We start from the raw sequence: 23,700 nt of genomic DNA, 5'->3' as shown, positions 1-23,700 counted from the left end.
GACCTCCGAAAGACGGGCCGCGACGCGGCACACCCACGCCCGCGCACCTTCCGCCCCAGGCCCGGCGCGGTCCGGACGCCATGCGCGGCGCGGCCGGGATGCCCGTCGCGGTCCGCCGCGGGCCCGAGGCCGTACGCGGCCCCGTCGCCGAGCCGGGCCCCGCGCCCACCGGCCGCCGTTTCCCGAACCCCCGGCTCACCGGGCTCGGCGGCGGCCTGTTCTGCGTGGCCGTGATGCTGCTGCTCGGCGCGCTGGACGCCCTGCTGTTCGGCTCGTCCCTGATCGCCTACGGCGTGCTGTTCCTGCCCGTGTGCGTGCTCACCGCGCTCTGGGTGCGCCCCGGCGACGTGCTGACCGCCCCCGTCGCCCTGCCGATCGCCTTCGGCGCCGGGCTCTTCTCCGTCGCCGACGGCAGCGCGGGCTTCCTCGGCTCCCTGATGGGCGTCTTCACCGGCCTCGCCACCCAGGCGGGCTGGCTGTACGGCGGGACGCTGATCGCGGGGGTGATGGTCCTGGTACGCCGGGTGCGCTGGGTACGCAGCCGCCGACGCCGGGTCTGAGAGCCGAAAACCACTGGAGCGGCGCCCCGGCGCGCCGCTACCGTGCTGCCCGACCGAGTCGTCTGGGCAAGGACGTGCCGTTGTACACCGTGTGAGACCCCCCGAGAGCTGATCTGTCGCGCGTCGCGCTCTCGCGCCGCGCCGCTTCCTGCTGCGGACTTCTCACTGAAACCGGTGTACTTCTGTGCTCCACGACTGGGTGGTCATGCCCACCTGCCTGCCTCTGGTCCGGCGCCGCTGCCACACGTGCGCGTCCGGCCGCTTCCGGGCGAACGGAAAATTCCGCGTCAACGCCCATCACAAGCTCATCGACGTCTGGCTGCTCGTGCTCTGCACGGGCTGCGGGGACACCGCCAAGCTCACGGTCCTGGAGCGGGCGAACGTCCGCTCCGTACGCCCCGGCCTGCTGGACCGGCTGCACGCCAACGACCCGGCCCTCGCGGCCGAGCTGCTCCAGGACCCGGTGCTGCGGCGGCGCAACCGTGTCGCCCTCGACTGGGACGGCGCCTGGCGTCTCCAGACGGGCGGTCCGGATCACCTGGACCGGGAGAAGGCCGACGTCTCGGTCCGCTTCGCGGCGCCGGTACCGGTCCGGCCGGTGCGGCTGATCGCCGAGGGGTTCGGTCTGTCGCGGGCCGGGGTCGGGCGGCTGATCGCGGAGGGGAACCTCGTCTCGGCCGTCCGGCTGGAGTCGAGGCTCTCCGGCGACTTCACCTTCACGCTCAAACGCTGAGCGCACCGGGGGCCCGTACGGCGAACCACGCCGGACGGGCCCCCGGTCCCGCTACTCGGCCGCCGCCCGCTGCTCCGCGCGCATCGCCGCGCCCACGATGCCCGCGTTGTTCTGAAGCTGGGCCGGGACGATCTCGGCCTTGATCCCCTTGATGTGCGGGAGGAACTTGTCGGCCTTGCGGCTCACCCCGCCGCCGATGATGAACAGCTCGGGCGAGAAGAGCATCTCCAGGTGCGCGAGGTACTTCTCGACCCGGCGCGCCCAGTGCTCCCAGCTCAGGCCGGCGTCCTCCTTGGCCTTGCTGGACGCCTTCTTCTCCGCGTCGTGGCCGTTCAGCTCGACGTGGCCCAGCTCGGTGTTGGCGACCAGCACGCCGTCGGTGAAGACGGCGCTGCCGATGCCGGTGCCGAAGGTGAGCAGGATGACCGTGCCCTTCCGCCCGCGCCCGGCGCCGAACCGCATCTCGGCCAGCCCGGCCGCGTCCGCGTCGTTGACCAGGGTGACCGGGAGGCCGCCCAGCTTCTCGCTGAACAGGGTGCGGGCGTCCACGCCGACCCAGCTCTTGTCGACGTTCGCCGCGGTGAGGATGGTCGCGCCGTCCTTGACCACTCCGGGGAAGGTGAGCCCGACCGGGCCGGTCCAGCCGAAGTGGTCGATCACTTCCTTGACGCCGTCGGCGACACCCTCGGGGGTCGCCGGATGCGGGGTGAGCACCTTGCAGCGCTCCTGGGCGAGATCGCCCTTGTCCAGGTCCACCGGGGCACCCTTGATGCCGGACCCGCCGATGTCCACGCCGAAGATCTGCATGGCCCCACGTTACGACGTACGACTGACGGTCACGCCCCGGGCGTACCGGTTCCGCCACGCCCGGCCGCCAGTGCGGCGGCTTCCTCGCGCAGGTCGCGGCGGAGTTCCTTGGGCAGCGAGAAGGTGATGGACTCCTCGGCCGCCTTGACCAGCTCCACGTCGCCGTAGCCGCGCTGGGCCAGCCACTCGAGGACCTCCTCGACCAGGACCTCGGGCACCGAGGCGCCGGAGGTGACGCCGACCGTGGTGACGCCCTCCAGCCAGGCCTCGTCGATCTCGCCGGCGAAGTCCACCAGGTACGCCTCGCGGGACCCGGCGAGCTTGGCGACCTCGACGAGCCGTACCGAGTTGGAGGAGTTGCGCGAGCCGACCACGATGACCAGCTCGGCCTCGGCGCCCATCTGCTTCACCGCGAGCTGACGGTTCTGCGTGGCGTAGCAGATGTCGTCGCTGGGCGGGGAGACCAGGCCGGGGAACTTCGCCTTCAGGGCGTCGACGGTCTCCATGGTCTCGTCCACGGAGAGCGTGGTCTGGGAGAGCCAGACGATCTTGGACGGGTCGCGGACCTCGACCTTGGCGACGTCCTCGGGACCGTCGACGAGCTGGATGTGCTCGGGAGCCTCGCCGGAGGTGCCGATGACCTCCTCGTGCCCCTCGTGCCCGATCAGCAGGATGTCGTAGTCGTCCTTGGCGTAGCGGACGGCTTCCTTGTGGACCTTGGTGACCAGCGGGCACGTGGCGTCGATGGTGGCGAGCCGGCCGCGCTTCGCCTCCTCGTGCACGGCCGGGGCGACGCCGTGCGCGGAGAACATCACGATCTGGCCCGGCGGCACCTCCTCCGTCCGCTCGACGAAGATCGCGCCCTTCTTCTCCAGGGTCTGCACGACGTACTTGTTGTGGACGATCTCGTGCCGGACGTAGATCGGGGCCCCGTACTGCTCGAGGGCCTTCTCGACGGCGATCACGGCGCGGTCCACACCGGCGCAGTAACCACGGGGGGCGGCGAGCAGGACACGGCGGCCAGGCGAAGCGGTCATGCGTCCCATCGTAAGGCCGGGTGCGGGACCCCGTAGATCCCCCCGGGGGGCGTCCCCGGCGCACCCCCGTTGTCGGCGGCGGCCGTTACCCTCGCCGCATGGCTGTGAACACATCGCCCGAGACCCCGCTCCCGGTCGGGGAGGTATCCCGGCTGATCGGACGCTGGATCGACCGGCTCGGCGCGGTGTGGGTGGAGGGGCAGATCACCCAGTTGTCGCGGCGGCCCGGCGCCGGGGTGGTGTTTCTGACCCTCCGCGACCCCTCGCACGACATCTCGGTGAGCGTCACCTGCTACCGGCAGGTGTTCGACGCGGTCGCGGACGTGGTCGGCGAGGGCGCGCGGGTCGTGGTGCTCGCCAAGCCGGAGTGGTACGCCCCGCGCGGCCAGCTCTCGCTGCGCGCCGCCGAGATACGGCCGGTGGGCGTGGGCGAGCTGCTGGCGCGGCTGGAGCAGCTGAAGAAGTCGCTGGCGGCGGAGGGGCTGTTCGCGGCCGGCCGGAAGAAGCCGCTGCCGTTCCTGCCGCAGCTCATCGGGCTGGTGTGCGGCCGCGCCTCGGCGGCGGAGCGTGACGTGCTGGAGAACGCCCGGCACCGCTGGCCCGCCGTCCGCTTCGAGGTGCGCAATGTGCCGGTGCAGGGCGTGCACGCGGTGCCGCAGGTGGTCCAGGCGGTCAAGGAGCTGGACGCGCGGGACGACGTGGACGTGATCGTGGTGGCCCGCGGCGGGGGCAGCGTGGAGGACCTGCTGCCGTTCTCCGACGAGCAGCTGATCCGCGCGGTGGCGGCCTGCCGCACGCCGGTGGTCTCGGCGATCGGGCACGAGCCGGACACCCCGCTGCTGGACCTGGTGGCCGACCTGCGCGCCTCCACCCCGACCGACGCGGCCAAGAAGGTCGTCCCGGACGTGGGCGAGGAGCTGGCGCGGGTACGGATGCTGCGCGACCGGGGCCGGCGGTGCGCCCACTCCCTGCTGGAGCGGGAGGAGCGGGGGCTGGCGCATGCGCTGGCCCGGCCGGTGATGGAGCACCCGCACCGGATGCTGGACGAACGGGAGGAGCAGGTGGAGGCGCTGCTGGGCCGCGCCCGGCGCACGCTGGGCCATCTGCTGGACCGCGCGGAGTCGGAGCTGACCCACACGCACGCGCGCGTGGTCGCCCTCTCCCCCGCGGCCACCCTCCGGCGCGGCTACGCGGTCCTGCAGAAGGAGGACGGCCATGTGGTCCGCGATCCGGCCGAGGTGACCGGGGGCGAGCCGCTGCGGGCCCGGGTGGCGGCGGGCGAGTTCGCCGTACGGGTCGATGTCGGCGGCGATGAATAGGGTGGGCGGATGAGCAGCAAGGTGGACGAGGCGCTCTCGTACGAGCAGGCGCGGGACGAGTTGATCGAGGTCGTACGGCGGCTGGAGGCGGGCGGTTCGACGCTGGAGGAGTCGCTGGCGCTGTGGGAGCGCGGCGAGGAGCTGGCCAAGGTGTGCCGGCGCTGGCTGGAGGGGGCGCGGGAGCGGCTGGACGCGGCGCTCGCGGAGGAGGCGGAGGAGGAAGAGGGCGAGTAGCGGGCCGGAGACGGTTGGCGTCCGCGCCGCCGGCCTGGCCGCGGGCCCGATGACCGGCTTCGACGCCGAGGGGGTCCGCAAGGAGTTCCTGGAGGACGACCACACCCCGCTGATGATCGTCAACATCGGCCGCCCGGCCGCCGACGCCTCGCACCCGCGCGGCCCGCGCCTGTCCTACGACGACGTCGTCACGACCGTCTGAGCAGCGCTCTTCCGCCGGTCCACGGCGAACACGAAGGCCCCCGGAATGCGCTTCCGGGGGCCTTCGCGCATCGTGAGAGGAAACAGCTACGCCATCTTGAGCGCCGCGGCCATGGTGGTCAGGCGGTCGAAGGAGGCGGTGCCGGAGACCACCGTGGTGGAGCCGGGGGTGCCCTCCAGGACGAGGGCGTCGTAGCGGCCGCCGGAGTACCGGGTCCAGGTGCGGCCGTCGATCTTCTCGGTCTTCTTGGTCGCCGAGGAGCCCTGGGTGGCCTGCTCGATGAAGTCGGAGCGCTTCTGGGTGGACTGCTCGACCTGCACGTACTGGCCCTCGGGGTCCTGGAAGCCGAGGTGCCAGCGGTCGGACTCCTCGCCCCGGAAGCGGACGGAGGTCGCCTTCCAGGTGTCCGGCAGCCCCTCGGGGGCCGCCACGGGGTAGCTCACGGCCCTGCGTGCCGTGGTCGTCTCGACCGTGTAGTCGACCCGCGGGAGGTCTGGCTCGTGGTCGTCGTGCGGGACGAAGACGTAGATGACCGCCGCCGCGATACCGATCAGGGCCAGGGAAAGGATCATGTCCCGGACCGTCTTCTGCTTGCCGTTCGAACCTGCCACGTCCCCTATGGTCTCAGGTGCCCTCCGCGCTCATCCGTGGGGCCCCCTGCTCATTTTGTAAGCCCGGCGATAGAGTCACCTCATACCCATCCGGCCGTCGTCGTATCAGAAAGGTGCGCTCCGATGACCGAGCATCATCTGCCGTCCGAACTCGATGTCCCCTCCGAGGCCCCCGACCGCAACCTCGCCCTGGAACTGGTCAGGGTCACCGAGGCCGCAGCCATGGCGGCGGGCCGCTGGGTCGGCCGGGGCGACAAGAACGGCGCCGACGGCGCCGCCGTGCGCGCCATGCGGACCCTCGTCTCCACCGTCTCGATGAACGGCGTCGTCGTCATCGGCGAGGGCGAGAAGGACGAGGCGCCGATGCTCTTCAACGGGGAGCAGGTCGGCGACGGGACGGGACCCGAGGTCGACATCGCCGTCGACCCGATCGACGGGACCACGCTGACGGCGAAGGGCATGGCGAACGCGATCGCCGTGCTGGCCGCCGCCGAGCGGGGCGCCATGTTCGACCCGTCCGCCGTGTTCTACATGGACAAGCTGGTCACCGGGCCCGAGGCGGCCGACTTCGTGGACATCGACGCGCCCGTGTCGGTCAACATCCGCCGGGTCGCCAAGGCGAAGCGGCGTACGCCCGAGGACGTCACGGTCGTCATCCTGGACCGGCCCCGGCACGAGGGCGTCATCAAGGAGATCCGGGACACCGGCGCGCGGATCAAGCTGATCTCGGACGGCGATGTGGCGGGGTCCATCCTGGCGCTGCGCGAGGGCACCGGCATCGACCTACTGCTCGGCATCGGCGGCACTCCCGAGGGGATCATCTCGGCCTGTGCCGTGAAGTGCCTGGGCGGCACGATCCAGGGCAAGCTCTGGCCCAAGGACGACGAGGAGCGGGAGCGGGCGATCGCGGCCGGCCACGACCTGGACCGGGTGCTCACCACGGACGACCTGGTGAGCGGGGAGAACGTGTTCTTCGTCGCGACCGGGATCACCGACGGAGAGCTGATGCGGGGGGTGCGGTACCGGTCGGAGACCGCGACCACCGATTCCATCGTGATGCGGTCCAAGTCGGGGACCGTGCGGAAGATCGAGTCGGAGCACCGGCTCAGCAAGCTGCGGGCCTACAGCGCGATCGACTTCGACCGGGCGAAGTAACGGACCAGGGGGGCGCGGGTCACTCTGCGGGTGCCGGTCCGCCGTGGCCGGTCGCGCAGTGCCCCGCGCCCCTGAAAAACGCTCGGCTAGCCCGCTATACGCGCTGCCGTCGCCTTCTTGAGCTCCACCTCGCGCCTGCGCCTGCGGGCCAGGACCACTCGGCGCTCGGCCGCGGTCAGGCCGCCCCAGACGCCGTACGGCTCGGGCTGGAGCAGGGCGTGCTCGCGGCACTCGATCATCACCGGACAGCGGGCGCACACCCGCTTCGCCGCCTCCTCGCGGGACAGACGCGCGGCGGTCGGCTCCTTCGACGGGGCGAAGAACAGACCGGCCTCGTCGCGGCGGCACACCGCCTCGGTGTGCCAGGGCGCGTCCTGATCCCTGTCTCGCGCCGGGCCCCGCTGGGCCGGAACGGCGGCTACCTGCAGGGACGAATGCGGCGGTTGCAGCACGGTCTACTCCTGACGACGAATTCGCTAGCGAGAGACGATGCAGCAAGCCCTACCCGTTGTACGCGCGCCTATGCACTGCGTTCCCAACCACCGGCGTACGACGGCCTGTTCGGCGTCAGTCCCCCAAGTACTTGCGCAGCTTCCGGTCGGCCTTGCCGTGGGCCCGCTCGACCGTGCCCTGCACCCGGTCGAGGATGTCCGCCACGAACCGGCCGCGCCGGGGCCGCGCCTCCACGTTGCCCAGCACCGACCAGCCGTCGACGTAGATCACGGGGGCGTCCGGCTCCACCGAGTCCAGCGTGCTGACCTCGAAGCTGCCCAGCACACTGCCGCCGGTGCCGCGCAGCGACACGTTCTCCGGGACGCGGATCTGGACGTCCCCGAAGACCGAGACCGCCTTGATCACCACCTGCTGGTACTCGAAGACGGCCTCGCTGAGGTCTATCTCCACGCTGCCGAACACCGCGAACGCGTGCACCCGGCGCCCCGCGCGCCAGCGGCCCCGGCGCACGGCGCTGCTGAAGACGGCGACCACGCTGGTGTCCGCGTCGGCCAGGAGCGAGCCGGGCAGCGGGCGGTGCGGGACGGAGGCGTACGCGGGCGCCGCCGGGCGCTCGTGCGCGGCGGGCAGGTCGCGTATGAAGACGTCCAGCTCGCCGACCGTCTTGGTGTGCAGCACCCCCTCCACCCGCTCGGCGTGCTCCTCGGCGGTCAGCCGCCCCTCGGCCAGGGCGTCACGGAGGATGTCGGCGACCCGGTCGCGGTCGGCGTCCGAGGCGCGCAGGTCGGCCGGGCGGGGGGCGGTGTCCGCGGGCTGCGCGTGCTTCTGAAGGTCCACGACAGCAGAGTACCGAAACGCGATAGATCGCGACTAGGGCCTGTGGACGACTCCCGGACAACGTTGCCGGACGGCCCCGCACGGCCTGCTCGGCGGCAAGTGAGTCCTACCTCACCACAGCACTGTCCGAGCCGGGTTCTACGCTGGACAGGCTCGCCAGCGTCGGCGGGCGCCGTCCGTCGAAGAAGGAATGGGCTGAGATGCCTGAGTTCGCGTACACCGATCTGCTCCCCCAGGGAGAGGACACCACGCCCTACCGGCTGGTGACCTCCGAGGGTGTGTCCACCGTCGAGGGGCCGGACGGGCGGACGTTCCTCCAGGTGGAGCCGGAGGCGCTGCGCAAGCTGGCCGAGGAGGCCATCCACGACATCCAGCACTACCTGCGCCCCGCCCACCTCGCCCAGCTCCGCCGGATCATCGACGACCCGGAGGCGTCCGGCAACGACAAGTTCGTCGCGCTGGACCTGCTGAAGAACGCGAACATCGCGGCGGCCGGCGTGCTGCCCATGTGCCAGGACACCGGCACCGCGATCGTCATGGGCAAGCGCGGCCAGAACGTGCTGACCGAGGGCGGCGACGAGGCGGCGCTGAGCCGCGGCATCTACGACGCCTACCTGAACCTCAACCTGCGCTACTCGCAGATGGCTCCGCTCACCATGTGGGAGGAGAAGAACACCGGCTCCAACCTCCCCGCGCAGATCGAGCTGTACGCGACCGACGGCGGTGCCTACAAGTTCCTCTTCATGGCGAAGGGCGGCGGCTCGGCCAACAAGTCGTTCCTGTACCAGGAGACGAAGGCCGTCCTGAACGAGTCCTCCATGATGAAGTTCCTGGAGGAGAAGATCCGTTCGCTGGGCACGGCCGCCTGCCCGCCGTACCACCTGGCGATCGTGGTCGGCGGCACCAGCGCCGAGTTCGCGCTGAAGACCGCCAAGTACGCCTCCGCGCACTACCTGGACGAGATCCCGGCCGAGGGCTCTGCGCTCGGTCACGGCTTCCGGGACAAGGAGCTGGAGGAGAAGGTCTTCGAGCTGACCCAGAAGATCGGCATCGGCGCGCAGTTCGGCGGCAAGTACTTCTGCCACGACGTGCGCGTGGTGCGCCTGCCCCGGCACGGCGCGTCCTGCCCGGTCGCCATCGCGGTCTCCTGCTCGGCGGACCGCCAGGCGGTCGCCAAGATCACCGCCGAGGGCGTCTTCCTGGAGCAGTTGGAGACGGACCCGGCGCGCTTCCTGCCGGAGACCACCGACGAGCACCTGGACGAGGCCGGGGACGTCGTGAAGATCGACCTGAACCAGCCGATGGACGAGATCCTCGCGGAGCTGACCAAGTACCCGGTCAAGACCCGCCTCTCGCTGACCGGCCCGCTGGTCGTGGCCCGCGACATCGCGCACGCCAAGATCAAGGAGCGGCTGGACGCGGGCGAGGACATGCCGCAGTACCTCAAGGACCACCCGGTGTACTACGCGGGCCCGGCCAAGACCCCCGAGGGGTACGCCTCCGGTTCCTTCGGCCCGACCACGGCCGGGCGGATGGACTCCTACGTCGAGCAGTTCCAGGCGGCCGGCGGCTCCAAGGTGATGCTGGCCAAGGGCAACCGCAGCAAGCAGGTCACCGACGCCTGCGACGCCCACGGCGGCTTCTACCTCGGCTCCATCGGCGGCCCCGCCGCCCGCCTCGCCCAGGACTGCATCAAGAAGGTCGAGGTCCTCGAGTACGAGGAGCTGGGCATGGAGGCCGTCTGGAAGATCGAGGTCGAGGACTTCCCGGCCTTCATCGTGGTCGACGACAAGGGCAACGACTTCTTCCAGGACCCGGCGCCCGCGCCGACGTTCACCTCGATCCCGGTCCGGGGCCCCGGCCTCGCCTGAGGCCCCTCCCAGGGGGCCGATCCGGTCGGCCCCCTAAGGTGCCCGCATGACTTCTGCGGCTTATCTCTCCGGGTTGTTCGCGCTGGACGGGCGCGTCGCCGTCGTGACCGGGGGCAGTTCCGGGATCGGGCGGGCGATCGCCGAGGCACTGGCGCGGGCCGGGGCCTCGGTGGTGGTCGTGGCGCGGGGCAAGGAGGCGCTGGAGGCCACCTGCGCCCAGCTCGCCGAACTCGGCTGCCGTGCCGGGTGGGTGAGCGCCGACCTGAGCACACGGGACGGAGTGCCGGCCGCCGCCGAGGAGGCGGCCGGGGTGTTCGGCGAGCCCGACATCCTCGTCAACTGCGCCGGGATCAATCTGCGGCCCCCCTTCAGCGAGTTGAGCGACGAGGAGTGGGACCTCACCCTCGCGGTGAACCTCCGGGCCCCGCATCTGCTGAGCCGGCGTTTCGGGCCCGGCATGGCCGAGCGGGGCTTCGGACGGATCATCCACATCTCCTCCCAGCAGGCACACCGCGCCTTCGTCCGCTCGGGGGCGTACGGCGTGTCCAAGGGCGCGCTGGAGTCGCTCGCGCGCTCCCAGGCCGAGGAGTGGTCGCCGTACGGCGTGACCGTCAACACGCTGGTGCCGGGTTTCGTGATGACGCCGCTCAACGCGCGGCTGTCGTCCGACCCGGAGAAGGTGGCGGCGCTGGCCGCGCGGACGATGGTGGGGCGCAACGGTCTCGCCGGGGACTTCGCGGGCGCCGCCGTCTTCCTGGCGAGCCGCGCCTCGGGTTACGTCACCGGCCAGTCCCTCTTCGTGGACGGCGGGTTCTCGGTGCACTGAGAGGACAGGTGTGCCGAAAAGCCGGCCCGTCCGGCCGAGTCCAGGAACATCACGGCGCCCCCGTTCGCTGTACCGGGTATGACCGACGAGTACCGCACCGAGCACGACTCAATGGGCGAGGTCCGCGTCCCCGCCCACGCCAAGTGGCGCGCGCAGACCCAGCGCGCCGTCGAGAACTTCCCCGTCTCCGGGCAGCGTCTGGAGCGGGCGCACATCGAGGCGCTGGCCCGGATCAAGGGCGCGGCGGCGAAGGTGAACGCCGACCTCGGCGTGCTGGACCGGGACGTGGCCGACGCGATCCAGGGGGCGGCCGCCGAGGTCGCGGACGGCACCTGGGACGAGCACTTCCCGGTGGACGTCTTCCAGACCGGCTCCGGCACCTCCTCCAACATGAACGCCAACGAGGTCATCGCCACCCTCGCCGGCGAGCGCCTCGGCCGGGACGTGCACCCCAACGACCAGGTCAACGCCTCCCAGTCGTCCAACGACGTCTTCCCCTCCTCGATCCACATCGCGGCCACCGCCGCCGTGGTCCACGACCTGATCCCCGCCCTGGAGCACCTCGCCGCTGCCCTCACCCGCAAGGCGGAGGAGTTCACGGACGTGGTGAAGGCGGGGCGCACGCATCTGATGGACGCGACCCCCGTGACGCTGGGTCAGGAGTTCGGCGGCTACGCGGCGCAGGTGGCGTACGGCGTGGAGCGGCTGCGTTCCTCGCTGCCCCGGCTGGCCGAACTCCCGCTCGGCGGCACGGCGGTGGGCACCGGGATCAACACCCCGCCCGGCTTCTCGGCGGCCGTGATCGAGGAGGTGGCGCGGGCGACCGGGCTGCCCTTCACCGAGGCCCGCGACCACTTCGAGGCGCAGGGCGCGCGCGACGGGATCGTGGAGACCAGCGGCCAGCTGCGGACCATCGCGGTCGGCCTGACGAAGATCGCCAATGATCTGCGCTGGATGTCCTCCGGCCCGCGCACCGGCCTCGCCGAGATCCGCCTGCCCGACCTCCAGCCCGGCTCCTCCATCATGCCGGGCAAGGTCAACCCGGTGGTCCCGGAGGCGGTGCTGATGGTCGCGGCCCAGGTCATCGGCAATGACGCCACCATCGCCACGGCCGGGGCCGCCGGGAACTTCGAACTGAACGTGATGCTTCCGGTCATGGCGAAGAACGTGCTGGAGTCGGTGCGGCTGCTGGCCAACGCCTCCCGCCTGCTGGCCGACCGCACCATCGACGGCATCACCGCCGACCGCGAACGCGCCCGCGAGTACGCCGAGTCCTCCCCCTCGGTCGTGACCCCGCTCAACCGCTACGTGGGGTACGAGGAGGCCGCGCGGATCGCCAAGAAGTCCCTCGCGGAGCGGAAGACCATCCGTGAGGTGGTGCTGGAGGAGGGCCATGTGGAGCGCGGCGACCTGACGCTGGAGCAGTTGGACGAGGCGCTGGATGTCCTGCGGATGACGCGCCCGTGACGTCCCGCGAACGGCACCGGCGATTTCCCGCCACCTGTCCGGAAGGGTGACGCGCACCGCAGCATCGGGTGCTTCCGGCACCTAATATCTGTCCATGACGGACGACGAAGCGGTGAGACGAGCGGAAGCGGGCCCGACGGCGGCGTACTGGACCCCCGGTACCCCGATCCTGTGGCGGTACCGGGAGAACGCGGGCGACGCGTTCCACATCGCGCGTCCCGTCACCGTCGTCCGGGACGACGCCGAGCTGCTCGCCGTATGGCTGGCCCCCGGCACCGAGTGCGTCAAGCCGGTGCTGGCCGACGGCACTCCGGTCCACCTGGAGCCGCTGGAGTCCCGCTACACCAAGCCGCGCGTGGTGCGGCGGGACCGCTGGTTCGGCACCGGGGTGCTGAAGCTGGCCCGGCCCGGCGAGCCCTGGTCGGTGTGGCTGTTCTGGGAACCGGGCTGGCGCTTCAAGAACTGGTACGTCAACCTGGAGCAGCCGCTGGCCCGTTGGGCCGGTGGGGTCGACTCCGAGGACCACTTCCTGGACATCTCCGTCCACCCGGACCGCACCTGGCACTGGCGGGACGAGGACGAGTTCGCCCAGGCTCAGCGGGACGGCCTGATGGACGCGGAGACCGCGGGGCGGGTGAAGTCGGCGGGACGGCGGGCGGTGGAGGTGATCGAGGCGTGGGGCTCCCCGTACACCGACGGCTGGCAGCACTGGCGGCCCGATCCGTCCTGGTCGGTGCCCGCCCTCCCGGAGGACTGGGACCGTACGCCCGCGCACGTGTCCTCATGAGACCCTTGATGCGCCCCCGGACCACAACCGTAGGATCGTCCTCCGCAAGGGCACCGCGATACAACTGCCGGAGTCTGCGCAGAGCCTGACCATATGTCACCGAGGGGCGGCAGCACGTGAGCGAGGGGTACGAGGCGGGCGGCGGCGCGGCCGGCGCGGGGTTCACCCGCTCGGCGGAAACCACCCCTGACCACGCGGGAATTCCGTTCCTGGGGCACGTAATCCGGGTATCGGGACTTCGGCGGCATCTCCTGCGCGCCCGGCGCGCAGCCCCGGACGGACGGATTCGACACGCGTGACGGAGCAGCCCACTTCCTCCTGCGGACGCCCCCAGCCGGGCGTCGACCCCGCCGTGCGCGGGGCGCTGCTGGGCGCACCGGCCCAGACCCGGGGCGGCGCGGGCACGGGGAAGAACAAGAAGAAGGAGCGCCCAGTCAACGGCCCTGAGCACTCGCAGCCTGCCGCCGCCGAGCCCATGGGGGAACCTCCCGCGCGCGCGAAGTCCAGCGTGGGGGAACACCGTCCGAGGCCCGCGCCGGAGTCCATTCCCGCCCAGCCGGGCGCCGAGCAGGAGCGCGCCCCGGGCGGCCAGGAGCGGCGTACCGGCCGCGGTGGCCCGCCCGGACGCCCGATGCCGATGCGCCGCGACGGCGACCGGCTGCGGTTCGTCGGCGCGGCCACCCGGCGCATCGCGCGCGGCCTCGACCTGGACGAGATCGTCATGGGTCTGTGCCGCGCCACCGTGCCCACCTTCTCCGACGCGATCCTGGTCTACCTGCGCGATCCGCTGCCGGTCGGCGACGAGCGGCCCACCGGGCCGGTGGTGCTGCGGCTGCGCCGCACCGACCGCATTCCGGACGAGCGGGAGGCCGAGGGCCTGCTGCTGCCGCCCGCGTTCCCGGAGCCGGACGCCGAGGCGGCGGCGCTGGCCGCGCTCTCGGGCCCGGCCGCGCTGACCGCCGAGCTGTGCGAGGTGCGCCCCGGCGGCGCGCTGAACGAGGTGCTGCGCGGGGTGCGCCCGGTGTTCGCGGACACCCCGGCCGCCCGCGCCGCGCTGCCCGAGCTGCTCGGCGAGGACGGCGAGGCACTCGTCCCGTCCGGACAGCGGGCGATCCTCGCGCCGCTGCGCGGACGGCGCCGGGTGATCGGCGCGGCGGTGTTCCTGCGCCGCCCGGACCGGCTGGCCTTCGAGGCGGAAGACCTGCTGGTGGCGGCGCAGCTCGCCACGCACAGCGCGCTCGGCATCGACAAGGCGGTGCTGTACGGCCGTGAGGCCTACATCGCCGACGAGCTGCAGCGCACCATGCTCCCCGAGACCCTCCCCCACCCCACCGGTGTGCGGCTGGCCTCGCGCTATCTGCCCGCGGCGGAGACGGCGCGGGTGGGCGGCGACTGGTACGACGCGATCCCGCTGCCCGGCAGCCGGGTGGCGCTGGTGGTCGGTGACGTGATGGGCCACTCCATGACCTCGGCCGCCATCATGGGCCAGCTCCGCACCACCGCGCAGACCCTGGCCGGTCTCGACCTGCCCCCGCAGGAGGTGCTGCACCACCTGGACGAGCAGGCCCAGCGGCTGGGCACCGACCGCATGGCGACCTGCATGTACGCGGTCTACGACCCCGTCGCGCACCGCATCACCATCGCCAACGCGGGCCATCCGCCACCGGTGCTGCTGCACCTGGGCGGCGAAGCCGAGGTGCTGCGGGTGCCGCCGGGTGCGCCGATCGGCGTGGGCGGGGTGGACTTCGAGGCGGTCGAGCTGGACGCGCCCGCCGGGGCCACGCTGCTGCTGTACACCGACGGTCTGGTGGAGTCCCGGCTGCGGGACGTGTGGACGGGCATAGAGCAGTTGCGGGAGCGGCTGACCGCGACCGCGCAACTGACCGGCCCGGACCACCCGCCGCCGCTGGAGGCGCTGTGCGACGAGGTGCTGGACATGCTCGGTCCCGGCGACCGGGACGACGACATCGCCCTGCTCGCGGCCCGCTTCGACGGGATCGCGTCCAGCGATGTGCGGTACTGGTCGCTGGACGCGGAGGACGCGGCGCCCGGCAAGGCCCGCCGGCTGGCGCGTACCGCACTGGCCGAGTGGGGCCTGGAGGACCTCACCGACTCCGTCGAGCTGCTGGTCAGCGAGGTGGTCACCAACGCGGTGCGCTACACCACGCGCCCGGTGACCCTGCGGCTGCTGCGCACGGACGTGCTGCGCTGCGAGGTCGGTGACGACGTGCCGCAGCTCCCCCGGCTGTGCCAGGCGCGAGCCACCGACGAGGGCGGCCGGGGCCTGTACCTGGTCAACAAGCTGGCCCGGCGCTGGGGCGCGACCCGGCTGAGCGTCGGCAAGGTCGTCTGGTTCGAGCTGCACGGGGGCTGACCTGCCGTCAGACGCCCGTCCCTGTACGACGCGAAGGGCGCCCGGCATCATGCCGGGCGCCCTTCGCGTGTGTCACGCCTACTGGCCGTTGTCCCGCTGGTCGGGGTCGAACGGGTTGCGCGGGGTGAGGCCCCCGGACGGCGGCTGGGTGCTCGGCGTCTCGCTCGGGCTCTGGCTGGGCGGCGCCGAGGTCGGCGTCTCGCTCGGGGTCTCGCTGGGCGTCTCGGACGGGGCCTTCGAGGTGGACGGTTCGCTGCTCGGTGTCTTGGAGGGCGTCCGGGACGGAGTCTCGCTGGGGGTCGGCGGCGGAGTCGGGGCGACCGCGGCACCCTGGGTGGTGTCGAGGTCGAACTCGGCCTGCCGGGTCACACCGAAGGTGTACGCGGCCCAGATCTGGGCCGGCGGACCGCCGCCGTTGACGCGGCCGCCGCCCATGGTGCCCTTGAGCGAGACATGGGCGAACTTCTTGGCCTTCTCGCCCTCGCAGCCGATGACTCCGTCCTTGTGCGCCTCGCCGAACAGGCCGACGGAGGTGACGAGATCGGGGGTGTAACCGGTGAACCAGGCCGAGCGGTCACAGTCGGAGGTGCCGGTCTTGCCCGCCACCTGCTGCCCCGCCCGCAGCGCGTTGTCGGCCACGGACTGCCGGGCGGTGCCGTCGTCGACGACGCCGGTGAGCACGGAGGTCACGGTGTCGGCGGTGGTGCGGTCGAGCACCCGCTCGCCGACCGGGTTCGGCAGCTGCACCGTACGGCCCTGCCGCTCGGCCGACTTGATGATGCTCGGGGTGACCTTGCGGCCGTGGTTGTCGAGGGTGGCGTACATGCCCGCCATCTCCAGCGGGCTCGCGCCCATGGAGCCGAGGGTCTGCGCGGGCACCGCCTGCATGCCCTCGGTGTCCATGCCGAGCCGCTTCGCGGTGTCCATCACCTTGTCCATGCCGACGTCCACGCCCATCTGCGCGAACACGGAGTTGACGGACTTGTTCATCGCCGTCTGGACGCTGATCGGGCCGTAGTCGGCGTCGTCCTCGTTGGGCGGGGCGAAGCCGACGCGGGAGCCGTGGTCGAGGACCTGGCGGCGGCTGGTGCCGTCGTAGACGGTGCCGGCGCCGATCAGCGTGCCGCTCTGGGTGGTGGCGCCGTGCTCCAGCGCGGCCGCGAGGATGACCGGCTTGAAGGTGGAGGCGGGCTGGTAGTCGCGGCGGGCCGCGTTGTCGACCCAGTGGCTGTAGTAGTCCTTGCCGCCGTAGAGGGCCACGATCCGGCCGGTCTTCGGATCGACGGAGGCCGCGCCGGCCTGGACGTCGGCGTCGACGGGCCGCCGCTTCGGCTCCAGCTTGCCGGTGAGCTGCGTCCTGACCGACTTCTCCAGCGCCGCCTGCTTCTTGCGGTCGACGTTGAGGGTGATGGTCCAGCCCTGGCCCTCGACCTTGGCCTCGGCCTCCGAGCGGGAGATGCCCTCCTGCTTCATGAGCCGGTTCTCCAGCTGGGAGTTGGCGAGCTGGACCAGATAGCCCTTCTGCCCCTCCATGCCGGGGGCGCCCTTGGGCTCCTGGGGCACCGGGAACTTCAGGGCGGCGCGCTTGCCCGGGTCGAGCCAGTGCTCCTTGACCATGTTGTTCAGGACGTAGTTCCAGCGGTCGGTGACCAGCCGCTTGCCGGTCGGCGTGGCGGTGGACCAGTCGTACTGGCTCGGGGCCTGGAGCAGCGCGGCGAGGTAGGCCCCCTGCTGGACCGTGAGGTCCTGGGCGTCGACGCGGTAGTACGCCTGGGCTGCGGCCTGGATGCCGTAGGCGCCGCGGCCGTAGTAGCTGGTGTTGATGTAGCCGGCGAGGATCTCGTCCTTGGACTTCTCGCGCTCCACCTTCAGCGAGATGACCATCTCCTTGAGCTTGCGGGAGACGGTCTGGTCCTGGCTCAGATAGTAGTTCTTGACGTACTGCTGGGTGATGGTCGATCCGCCCTGCTTGCCGCGTCCCGCGAGGGTGTTGAGCAGGCCGCGGGCGGTGCCCTTCAGATCGACGCCGGGGTCGGTGTAGAAGGACTTGTTCTCGGCGGCGACGAAGGTGAGCTGGACCTTGCGGGGCACCTTGGAGAGGTCGACTATCTCGCGGTTGACCTTGCCGTCGCGGGCGAGGACCGTGCCGTCGCTGTACTTGTAGACGTTGCTCTGCCGCTGGGCGGCGACGTTGCCCGCGGGCACGTCGACCGACAGGTACAGCGCGGCGAAGCCGGCCATGCACAGCAGGCAGAAGCCGAAGACCGTGCCGAGGATCTTCTTCCAGGTGAAGAGCCGGCGTATTCGGCCCTTGGCGGGCTTGCCGCCCAGGCCGCCGGAGGGGTTGGAGGCCGGGGCTGCCGAACGGCGTCCGGGTGCCGCGCGGTGGCCGCCGCGCTGTCGCGCTCGTCTCTCGTCCGCTCGTCCCATGGGTCCCTTGGCTCCGCTTCCGTCTCGGGGTCAGCTCCGAAAGCTAACACCCCCCTATGTGACAAAGAGCGCCCGATCCACTCTTTTACGGACGTGAGAATGAGCACCCACCCCAAAGGAACCGACGGGCAGGAAGGGTTCAAGGTTGCCCGCGGGAACGCCCGAAAAAGTGGAGTTGCCCGTTCCGCGCCCCTCTATACATCGAGGGTATACACCGTGTGTAGTGTGCTCGCCATGTCCATCGGTCACACCCTTCTAGGGCTCCTGGAGTCCGGCCCCCGGCACGGCTACGACCTCAAGCGGGCCTTCGACGACACCTTCGGCCACGACCGGCCGCTCGCCTACGGGCAGGTCTACGCGACCATGTCCCGGCTGCTCAGGAACGGCCTCGTGGAGGTCGACGGCATCGAGGCGGGCGACGGGCCCGACCGGAAACGCTATGCCATCACCGACGCCGGCATCACGGACGTCGAGCGCTGGCTCGCCAGCCCGGAGAAGCCGGAGGACTACCTCCGCTCGACCCTGTACACCAAGGTCGTGCTGGCCCTGCTGACCCACCGCGACGCCGCCGACGTCCTCGACACCCAGCGCTCCGAGCACCTGCGCACCATGCGCGTGCTCACCGACCGCAAGCGCAGGGGCGACCTGGCCGACCAGTTGATCTGCGACCACGCCCTGTTCCATCTGGAGGCCGACCTCAGATGGCTGGAACTGACCGCGGCACGCCTGGACAGACTTCGCACGGAGGTGGTCGCATGACCCCGCCCGACGGCTCCCTGCTCGTCGCCCGGGACCTGCGCAAGTCCTACGGCCCCACCGCGGCCCTGGACGGCGCCGCCTTCTCCGTCCACCCCGGCGAGGTCGTCGCCGTGATGGGCCCCTCCGGCTCCGGCAAGTCCACGCTGCTGCACTGCCTCGCCGGGATCGTCCGGCCCGACTCCGGCTCGATCACCTACGCCGGACGCGAGCTGACCACCCTGAGCGACAGCGAGCGCAGTGCCCTCAGGCGCGGCGAGTTCGGCTTCGTCTTCCAGTTCGGCCAGCTCGTCCCGGAGTTGACCTGCGTGGAGAACGTGGCGCTGCCGCTGCGGCTCAACGGCACCCCGCGCAAGGAGGCGGAACGGGCCGCGCTCACCTGGATGGAGCGCCTTGAGGTGGACGACCTCCGGCGCAAGCGGCCCGGCGAGGTCTCCGGCGGCCAGGGCCAGCGGGTCGCGGTGGCGCGGGCGCTGGTCACCGGGCCCCGCGTGGTGTTCGCGGACGAGCCGACCGGCGCGCTGGACTCGCTCAACGGCGAGCGGGTGATGGAGCTGCTCACCGACGCCGCCCGCTCGACCGACGCGGCCGTCGTCCTCGTCACCCACGAGGCACGGGTGGCGGCCTGGTCCGACCGCGAGATCGTCGTGCGCGACGGCCGGTCGCGGGACATGGAGCGCAGCGCGTGAGTGCGCGGCAGTACGCCCGTGACCTGGGGATGGGGGCCCGGTTCGCCGTGACCGGGGGGCGCGAGGGGTGGGTCCGTACGGCGCTGACCGCGGTCGGCGTCGGTATGGGCGTGGCGCTGCTGCTGCTCACCACCGCGCTGCCCGGTGTCGTCTCCGCGCGCCACGCGGTGGAGGAGGCCCGAGCCGACTACACGTTCGCCGTGCACCCGCTCCCCAAGGGCGACGACACCCTGCTGCTGGCGGACACCGGCACCTGGTGGCGGACCAAGTCCGTTCGCGGCCGCCTCCTCGAACCCGAGGGCCCGAAGGCCCCGCTGCCACCGGGCGTGGACCGCTTCCCGGCCAAGGGCGAGATGCTGGTCTCCCCCGCGCTGGGTGAACTCCTCGCCTCCGGCGACGCCCAACTGCTGCGCGAGCGGCTGCCGTACCGGATCACCGGGACCATCGGCGCGAAGGGGCTGCTGGGTCCGCGCGAACTCGTCTACTACGCGGGCGCCGAGGGACTGAAGCCGAAGGCCGGGGGTGCCCGTACCGAGCGACTGCGCACGTTCGGCGACCCGCAGCCGGATACCGCGCAGGCCGACCCGGTGCTGCTGATGATGGTGCTGGTCGTGTTCGTGGTGCTGCTGATGCCGGTCGCGGTGTTCATCGCCGCCGCCGTGCGCTTCGGCGGCGAGCGGCGCGACCGCAGGCTGGCCGCGCTGCGGCTGGTGGGCGCCGACGGCCGCACCACCCGCCGGATCGCGGCGGGCGAGGCGCTGGCCGGCTCGCTGATCGGCCTGGTCGTCGGGGCCGGCCTCTTCCTGGCCGGACGCCGGATCGCCGGGTCGGTGACGGTCATGGGCGAGAGCTTCTACCCCGCCTACCTGGACCCCTCTCCCCTGCTCGCCCTGCTGGTCGCGCTCGCGGTCCCGGCGTGCGCGGTGCTGGTGACGCTGCTGGCCATGCGCGGGGTGGTCATCGAGCCGCTCGGCGTGGTCCGCACCGCCGTGCCCGCCCGGCGCCGGCTGTGGTGGCGGCTGCTGCTGCCGCTGGCCGGCCTCGCGCTGCTCTACCCGATGTTCGGCCAGGGGCACTCGGGCGGCGACTTCAACCAGTACCTCGTCATCGCCGGTGTCCTGCTGTTCCTGATCGGCGTCACCGCCCTGCTGCCCTGGCTGGTGGAACGCGCCGTCGCCCGGCTCGACCCGGGCCCGCTGTCCTGGCACCTGGCCGTGCGCAGGCTCCAGTTGAGCAGCGGTACGGCGGCGCGTACGGTCAACGGCGTCGCGGTCGCGGTGGCCGGTGCCATCGCGCTCCAGATGCTCTTCGCGGGCGTGCAGGGCCAGTACGAGAAGAACACCGGAAAGGACCCCTCCCGCGCCCAGCTGGAGATCGCCCTCTCCGACCACAGCCGCGTCGGCCCGGCCGCCGCCGCGATCGCCCGGACCAAGGGGGTGCGGGCCTCGGTCGGGCTGGCCACCGCCTCACTCGGCGAGAAGCCACGGGACGCGGACGCCGCGCTCGACGTGATCGTGGGTGACTGCGCCTCGCTGCGGGAGCTGGCGCACCTGCCGTCCTGCCGCGACGGCGACACCTTCGCCCTCGCCGGTCCGGAGTACGGCACCGAGTTCGACCGCGCCTCCCGCGACGCCGTGCTGCGTCCCGGCCATGACGCCTACATCGACCCCGGGTACGCCGACGTCCAGGGCCTCTCGGTGCCGGTCGCGGTACCGGAGCACCTGCGCTGGGCGACGGCCCGCGGCGACTCGCTGATGCCCCGCGCCAACGGCCTGCTGGTCACCCCGGCCGCGCTGCCCAAGGCGGCCGAACCGGCGCTGTCCGGCGAGGTCTTCGTACGGATGGACCAGGCGCTGCCGGACGTGCAGGAGTACGTGCGCAACACCGCCGCACGGGTCGACCCGGTCGCGGACATCATGGCCGTGACGCCGACCGAGACGTCCGCCCGGTACACCTCGCTGCGCACCGGCATGCTGATCGGCGCCTCCTGCGTGCTGATGCTGATCGGGGCGAGCCTGCTGGTCTCCCAGTTGGAGCAGTTGCGCGAGCGGCGCAAGCTGCTGTCGGCGCTGGTCGCGTTCGGCACCCGGCGCCGCACACTCGGCCTGTCGGTGCTGTGGCAGTCGGCCCTCCCCATCACGCTGGGCCTGCTGCTGGCCGCGGCGGTGGGCATGGGCCTCGGCGCGGTGCTGCTGCGGATGTCGGCGGCCGAGGTGACCGTGGTCTGGCCCGACGTCCTGGCGCTGACCGGCGTCGGCGCGGGCGTCGTCCTCGCGGTCACCCTCCTCACCCTGCCGCCCCTGCTCCGCATGACCCGCCCCGACGGGCTGCGCACCGAGTAACCGCTCAGTCCGTCGCGCCCACGATCCGTACGGGCAGCGGGGTCATCGCCTCGCGCAGGGCCGCGGCCAGCTCCTCGTACTCGGCGGAGCGGGCCGCGGCCGTGCGCATGGCGAGGGCGATGCGGCGGCTCGGGGCCGGACCGGTGAAGGAGCTGGTGAGGACCTTGCTGCCACGGGTCGCCTCCAGCCGTATCGCGGTGCGCGGCAGCAGGGTGCAGCCGAGGCCGCCGGCGACCAGCTGCACCAGGGTGGAGAGTCCGGCGGCGGTCGTGGTGACCGGGGCCGCGCCACCGCCCCGGATCTCCCGGCCGGCTTCCCGGCAGATCTCCAGCGCCTGGTCGCGCAGGCAGTGCCCCTCGTCCAGCAGCAGCAGGTTCAGCTCGCGCAGCGCCTCGCGCGGGATGCCGCTGCGGCAGCCGAGTTCATGGCCGAGCGGGGTGACGAGCACGAAGTCCTCGTCGAACAGCGGGAGTTCACTCACACCGGGCACGCCGAGCGGCACGGCGAGCAGCAGCAGGTCGAGCCGTCCGGAGTGCAGGCCCTCCAGCAGGCTGGCGGTCTGCTCCTCGTGCACCTGGAGGTCGAGCTGCGGATAGCGCTCGTGCACCAGCCGCAGCACGGTCGGCAGCAGATAGGGGGCGACGGTCGGGATGGCGCCGAGCCGCAGCACCCCGGTGAAGGGCGCCCGTACCGCCTCGGCCTCCTCCAGCAGCGCGCCCATCTCGGCCAGCACCGCCTTGGCCCGCACCGCGAGCCGCTCCCCGGCGGTCGAGAGCAGCACCTTGCGGGTCGTACGCTCCACCAGGGCCACGCCGAGGGTCTCCTCCAGCGCGGCGACCGCCCCGGACAGCGCCGGCTGGCTCATCCCGATGGCGGCGGCCGCGTCCCGGAAGTGCAGATGCTCGGCCACCGCGGTGAAGGCCCGCAGCTGCGCCAGGGTCGGCTGCTTCCGCTTGCCACTACTGATGGTCACTGATAGCCACCTCCGATCAACCAGACCGAGTGTAGCTATTTCACTAATCAATCCACCCTGTGCCACCATCGGCCCAGTCCAACCCATGGGAGACATCCCGCCAGCTGGGGTGTCCCCGCGCTGCAAGGAGAGCACGTGCTCACTGTCGGTGACAAGTTCCCCGAGTTCGAACTGACCGCCTGCGTCTCGCTGGAGAAGGGCAAGGAGTTCGAGACGATCGACCACAAGACCTACGAGGGCAAGTGGAAGATCGTCTTCGCGTGGCCCAAGGACTTCACCTTCGTGTGCCCGACCGAGATCGCGGCCTTCGGCAAGCTGAACGACGAGTTCGCCGACCGTGACGCGCAGGTCCTCGGCTTCTCCGGTGACTCCGAGTTCGTCCACCACGCCTGGCGCAAGGACCACCCGGACCTGACCGACCTGCCGTTCCCGATGATGGCGGACTCCAAGCACGAGCTGATGCGCGACCTGGGCATCGAGGGCGAGGACGGCTTCGCCAAGCGCGCCGTCTTCATCGTCGACCAGAACAACGAGATCCAGTTCACCATGGTGACCGCCGGCTCCGTCGGCCGTAACCCCAAGGAGGTCCTGCGGGTCCTCGACGCCCTCCAGACGGACGAGCTGTGCCCGTGCAACTGGAGCAAGGGCGACGAGACCCTCGACCCGGTCGCGCTGCTGGCGGGTGAGTGACCCATGTCGCTCGACTCGCTGAAGTCCCGCGTCCCGGACTACGCCAAGGACCTGAAGCTCAACCTGGGCTCGGTCATCGGCAACTCCGACCTCCCCGCGCAGCAGCTCTGGGGCACCGTGCTGGCGACCGCGATCGCCTCGCGCTCCCCCATCGTGCTGCGTGAGCTGGAGCCGGACGCGAAGGCGGCTCTCTCGCCCGAGGCGTACGACGCGGCCAAGTCCGCCGCCGCCATCATGGCGATGAACAACGTCTTCTACCGCACCCGGCACCTGCTGTCGGACCACGAGTACGGCACCCTGCGCGCCGGCCTGCGGATGAACGTCATCGGCAACCCCGGCGTCGACAAGGTCGACTTCGAGCTGTGGTCCTTCGCAGTCTCCGCGATCAACGGCTGCGGTATGTGCCTCGACTCGCACGAGCAGGTGCTCCGCAAGGCCGGTGTCGAGCGCGAGGTGATCCAGGAGGCGTTCAAGATCGCCTCGGTGATCCAGGCGGTCGGCGTCACCCTCGACGCCGAGGCCGTCCTCGCCGAGTAGTACCCCGCCC

General features: G+C 71.8%; 22 protein-coding genes and 1 pseudogene. 16 read left to right on the top strand and 7 right to left on the bottom strand.

The features are described from left to right. Positions 1–80: 80 nt before the first annotated feature. Together E5082_RS02425 and E5082_RS02420 are read left to right on the top strand one after the other, a co-directional pair. The gene (locus E5082_RS02425) at positions 81–560 is read left to right on the top strand and encodes a DUF6542 domain-containing protein (protein WP_373310063.1); all 480 of its coding nucleotides are present in this window, start codon (positions 81–83) and stop codon (positions 558–560) included. A 184-nt stretch (positions 561–744) separates the two neighbouring features. Beyond that, positions 745–1,293 carry a DUF1062 domain-containing protein gene (locus tag E5082_RS02420; protein ID WP_135789623.1) on the top strand — a complete coding sequence of 183 codons (549 nt, stop codon included), beginning with the start codon at positions 745–747 and terminating at the stop codon, positions 1,291–1,293. A 51-nt stretch (positions 1,294–1,344) separates the two neighbouring features. Here the strand turns inward: E5082_RS02420 and ppgK are convergent, their stop codons facing one another. Together ppgK and E5082_RS02410 are read right to left on the bottom strand one after the other, a co-directional pair. Further along, positions 1,345–2,100 (bottom strand): polyphosphate--glucose phosphotransferase, encoded by a 756-nt coding sequence (gene ppgK / locus E5082_RS02415; protein ID WP_135789622.1) that lies wholly within the window; start codon positions 2,098–2,100, stop codon positions 1,345–1,347. A 29-nt stretch (positions 2,101–2,129) separates the two neighbouring features. Then, complete coding sequence (locus tag E5082_RS02410; RefSeq protein ID WP_135789621.1) at positions 2,130–3,146, bottom strand: 4-hydroxy-3-methylbut-2-enyl diphosphate reductase; 1,017 nt, start codon at positions 3,144–3,146, stop codon at positions 2,130–2,132. A gap of 89 nt (positions 3,147–3,235) precedes the next feature. Between E5082_RS02410 and xseA the strand changes: the two genes are divergently transcribed. The 3 genes and pseudogenes from xseA to E5082_RS02395 form a co-directional block, all read left to right on the top strand. Further along, positions 3,236–4,456: an exodeoxyribonuclease VII large subunit gene (xseA, locus tag E5082_RS02405; RefSeq protein ID WP_135789620.1), complete on the top strand. Its 1,221-nt coding sequence runs from the start codon at positions 3,236–3,238 to the stop codon at positions 4,454–4,456. 9 nt (positions 4,457–4,465) lie between these two features. After that, positions 4,466–4,690 carry an exodeoxyribonuclease VII small subunit gene (locus tag E5082_RS02400; protein ID WP_030807037.1) on the top strand — a complete coding sequence of 75 codons (225 nt, stop codon included), beginning with the start codon at positions 4,466–4,468 and terminating at the stop codon, positions 4,688–4,690. A gap of 13 nt (positions 4,691–4,703) precedes the next feature. Continuing rightward, a pseudogene (locus E5082_RS02395) lies at positions 4,704–4,892 on the top strand (malonic semialdehyde reductase); the annotation flags it as partial. Between the two features lie 86 nt (positions 4,893–4,978). On the opposite strand, the gene E5082_RS02390 reads toward E5082_RS02395, so the two are convergent. Continuing rightward, complete coding sequence (locus E5082_RS02390; protein WP_135789619.1) at positions 4,979–5,503, bottom strand: DUF4245 domain-containing protein; 525 nt, start codon at positions 5,501–5,503, stop codon at positions 4,979–4,981. A gap of 123 nt (positions 5,504–5,626) precedes the next feature. On the opposite strand from E5082_RS02390, the gene glpX reads away from it, so the two are divergent. Then, positions 5,627–6,658: a class II fructose-bisphosphatase gene (gene glpX, locus E5082_RS02385; RefSeq protein WP_030807028.1), complete on the top strand. Its 1,032-nt coding sequence runs from the start codon at positions 5,627–5,629 to the stop codon at positions 6,656–6,658. 86 nt (positions 6,659–6,744) lie between these two features. Here glpX and E5082_RS02380 read toward each other — a convergent pair whose 3' ends face one another. Both E5082_RS02380 and E5082_RS02375 read right to left on the bottom strand, forming a co-directional pair. Continuing rightward, on the bottom strand, positions 6,745–7,110 hold the full coding sequence (locus E5082_RS02380; protein ID WP_030807025.1) for a WhiB family transcriptional regulator: 366 nt from the start codon (positions 7,108–7,110) through the stop codon (positions 6,745–6,747). Between the two features lie 115 nt (positions 7,111–7,225). After that, positions 7,226–7,948, bottom strand: a complete 723-nt coding sequence (locus E5082_RS02375) for a DUF1707 SHOCT-like domain-containing protein (RefSeq protein WP_135789618.1) — start codon at positions 7,946–7,948, stop codon at positions 7,226–7,228. A gap of 200 nt (positions 7,949–8,148) precedes the next feature. Between E5082_RS02375 and E5082_RS02370 the strand changes: the two genes are divergently transcribed. The 5 genes from E5082_RS02370 (at position 8,149) to E5082_RS02350 (ending at position 15,273) form a co-directional block, all read left to right on the top strand. After that, positions 8,149–9,819, top strand: a complete 1,671-nt coding sequence (locus tag E5082_RS02370; protein WP_135789617.1) for a fumarate hydratase — start codon at positions 8,149–8,151, stop codon at positions 9,817–9,819. Positions 9,820–9,865: 46 nt separating this feature from the next. Then, positions 9,866–10,645 carry an SDR family NAD(P)-dependent oxidoreductase gene (locus tag E5082_RS02365; protein WP_135789616.1) on the top strand — a complete coding sequence of 260 codons (780 nt, stop codon included), beginning with the start codon at positions 9,866–9,868 and terminating at the stop codon, positions 10,643–10,645. 78 nt (positions 10,646–10,723) lie between these two features. Then, entirely contained in the window at positions 10,724–12,112 is a 1,389-nt protein-coding gene (locus tag E5082_RS02360) for a class II fumarate hydratase (protein ID WP_135789615.1), read from the top strand. A 94-nt stretch (positions 12,113–12,206) separates the two neighbouring features. After that, on the top strand, positions 12,207–12,899 hold the full coding sequence (fomD, locus tag E5082_RS02355; RefSeq protein ID WP_086690939.1) for a cytidylyl-2-hydroxypropylphosphonate hydrolase: 693 nt from the start codon (positions 12,207–12,209) through the stop codon (positions 12,897–12,899). A gap of 295 nt (positions 12,900–13,194) precedes the next feature. Continuing rightward, the gene (locus tag E5082_RS02350; protein ID WP_135789614.1) at positions 13,195–15,273 is read left to right on the top strand and encodes a SpoIIE family protein phosphatase; all 2,079 of its coding nucleotides are present in this window, start codon (positions 13,195–13,197) and stop codon (positions 15,271–15,273) included. 78 nt (positions 15,274–15,351) lie between these two features. On the opposite strand, the gene E5082_RS02345 is transcribed toward E5082_RS02350, so the two are convergent. After that, positions 15,352–17,703, bottom strand: a complete 2,352-nt coding sequence (locus E5082_RS02345; protein ID WP_135789613.1) for a transglycosylase domain-containing protein — start codon at positions 17,701–17,703, stop codon at positions 15,352–15,354. A 234-nt stretch (positions 17,704–17,937) separates the two neighbouring features. On the opposite strand from E5082_RS02345, the gene E5082_RS02340 reads away from it, so the two are divergent. Genes E5082_RS02340 through E5082_RS02330 form a run of 3 tightly spaced genes read left to right on the top strand, consistent with a single transcriptional unit; the run spans position 17,938 to position 21,490 of the window. Next, the gene (locus tag E5082_RS02340; protein ID WP_135789612.1) at positions 17,938–18,462 is read left to right on the top strand and encodes a PadR family transcriptional regulator; all 525 of its coding nucleotides are present in this window, start codon (positions 17,938–17,940) and stop codon (positions 18,460–18,462) included. Next, positions 18,459–19,148: an ABC transporter ATP-binding protein gene (locus E5082_RS02335; RefSeq protein ID WP_135789611.1), complete on the top strand. Its 690-nt coding sequence runs from the start codon at positions 18,459–18,461 to the stop codon at positions 19,146–19,148. Before E5082_RS02340 ends, E5082_RS02335 begins: the two co-directional genes overlap by 4 nt. After that, positions 19,145–21,490, top strand: coding sequence for an ABC transporter permease (locus E5082_RS02330; protein ID WP_135789610.1), 2,346 nt, complete (start codon positions 19,145–19,147; stop codon positions 21,488–21,490). Before E5082_RS02335 ends, E5082_RS02330 begins: the two co-directional genes overlap by 4 nt. Positions 21,491–21,494: 4 nt before the next feature. Here the strand turns inward: E5082_RS02330 and E5082_RS02325 are convergent, their stop codons facing one another. Next, a complete protein-coding gene (locus tag E5082_RS02325) occupies positions 21,495–22,463 on the bottom strand; it encodes a hydrogen peroxide-inducible genes activator (protein ID WP_229918893.1) in 969 nt (322 codons plus the stop codon). Between the two features lie 135 nt (positions 22,464–22,598). Here E5082_RS02325 and E5082_RS02320 point away from each other — a divergent pair, with 135 nt between their 5' ends. Both E5082_RS02320 and E5082_RS02315 read left to right on the top strand, forming a co-directional pair. Then, positions 22,599–23,153 (top strand): peroxiredoxin, encoded by a 555-nt coding sequence (locus tag E5082_RS02320; protein ID WP_030806994.1) that lies wholly within the window; start codon positions 22,599–22,601, stop codon positions 23,151–23,153. A gap of 3 nt (positions 23,154–23,156) precedes the next feature. After that, on the top strand, positions 23,157–23,690 hold the full coding sequence (locus E5082_RS02315; RefSeq protein ID WP_135789608.1) for an alkyl hydroperoxide reductase: 534 nt from the start codon (positions 23,157–23,159) through the stop codon (positions 23,688–23,690). Positions 23,691–23,700 lie beyond the last annotated feature (10 nt).

The sequence above is a fragment of the Streptomyces griseoluteus genome (assembly GCF_004784465.1).
Taxonomy (GTDB): Bacteria; Actinomycetota; Actinomycetes; order Streptomycetales; family Streptomycetaceae; genus Streptomyces; species Streptomyces griseoluteus.
Note: the sequence above shows the minus strand (reverse complement) of the source record. Positions and strands in the feature narration are given on the sequence as shown.

Coding starts and splice junctions, on each gene's coding strand:
- E5082_RS02425 (WP_373310063.1), top strand. CDS start 81: ATGCGCGGCGCGGCCGGGATGCCCGTCGCGGTCCGCCGCGGGCCCGAG.
- ppgK (WP_135789622.1), bottom strand. CDS start 2,100: ATGCAGATCTTCGGCGTGGACATCGGCGGGTCCGGCATCAAGGGTGCC.
- E5082_RS02410 (WP_135789621.1), bottom strand. CDS start 3,146: ATGGGACGCATGACCGCTTCGCCTGGCCGCCGTGTCCTGCTCGCCGCC.
- xseA (WP_135789620.1), top strand. CDS start 3,236: ATGGCTGTGAACACATCGCCCGAGACCCCGCTCCCGGTCGGGGAGGTA.
- E5082_RS02400 (WP_030807037.1), top strand. CDS start 4,466: ATGAGCAGCAAGGTGGACGAGGCGCTCTCGTACGAGCAGGCGCGGGAC.
- glpX (WP_030807028.1), top strand. CDS start 5,627: ATGACCGAGCATCATCTGCCGTCCGAACTCGATGTCCCCTCCGAGGCC.
- E5082_RS02370 (WP_135789617.1), top strand. CDS start 8,149: ATGCCTGAGTTCGCGTACACCGATCTGCTCCCCCAGGGAGAGGACACC.
- E5082_RS02365 (WP_135789616.1), top strand. CDS start 9,866: ATGACTTCTGCGGCTTATCTCTCCGGGTTGTTCGCGCTGGACGGGCGC.
- E5082_RS02360 (WP_135789615.1), top strand. CDS start 10,724: ATGACCGACGAGTACCGCACCGAGCACGACTCAATGGGCGAGGTCCGC.
- fomD (WP_086690939.1), top strand. CDS start 12,207: ATGACGGACGACGAAGCGGTGAGACGAGCGGAAGCGGGCCCGACGGCG.
- E5082_RS02345 (WP_135789613.1), bottom strand. CDS start 17,703: ATGGGACGAGCGGACGAGAGACGAGCGCGACAGCGCGGCGGCCACCGC.
- E5082_RS02340 (WP_135789612.1), top strand. CDS start 17,938: ATGTCCATCGGTCACACCCTTCTAGGGCTCCTGGAGTCCGGCCCCCGG.
- E5082_RS02335 (WP_135789611.1), top strand. CDS start 18,459: ATGACCCCGCCCGACGGCTCCCTGCTCGTCGCCCGGGACCTGCGCAAG.
- E5082_RS02315 (WP_135789608.1), top strand. CDS start 23,157: ATGTCGCTCGACTCGCTGAAGTCCCGCGTCCCGGACTACGCCAAGGAC.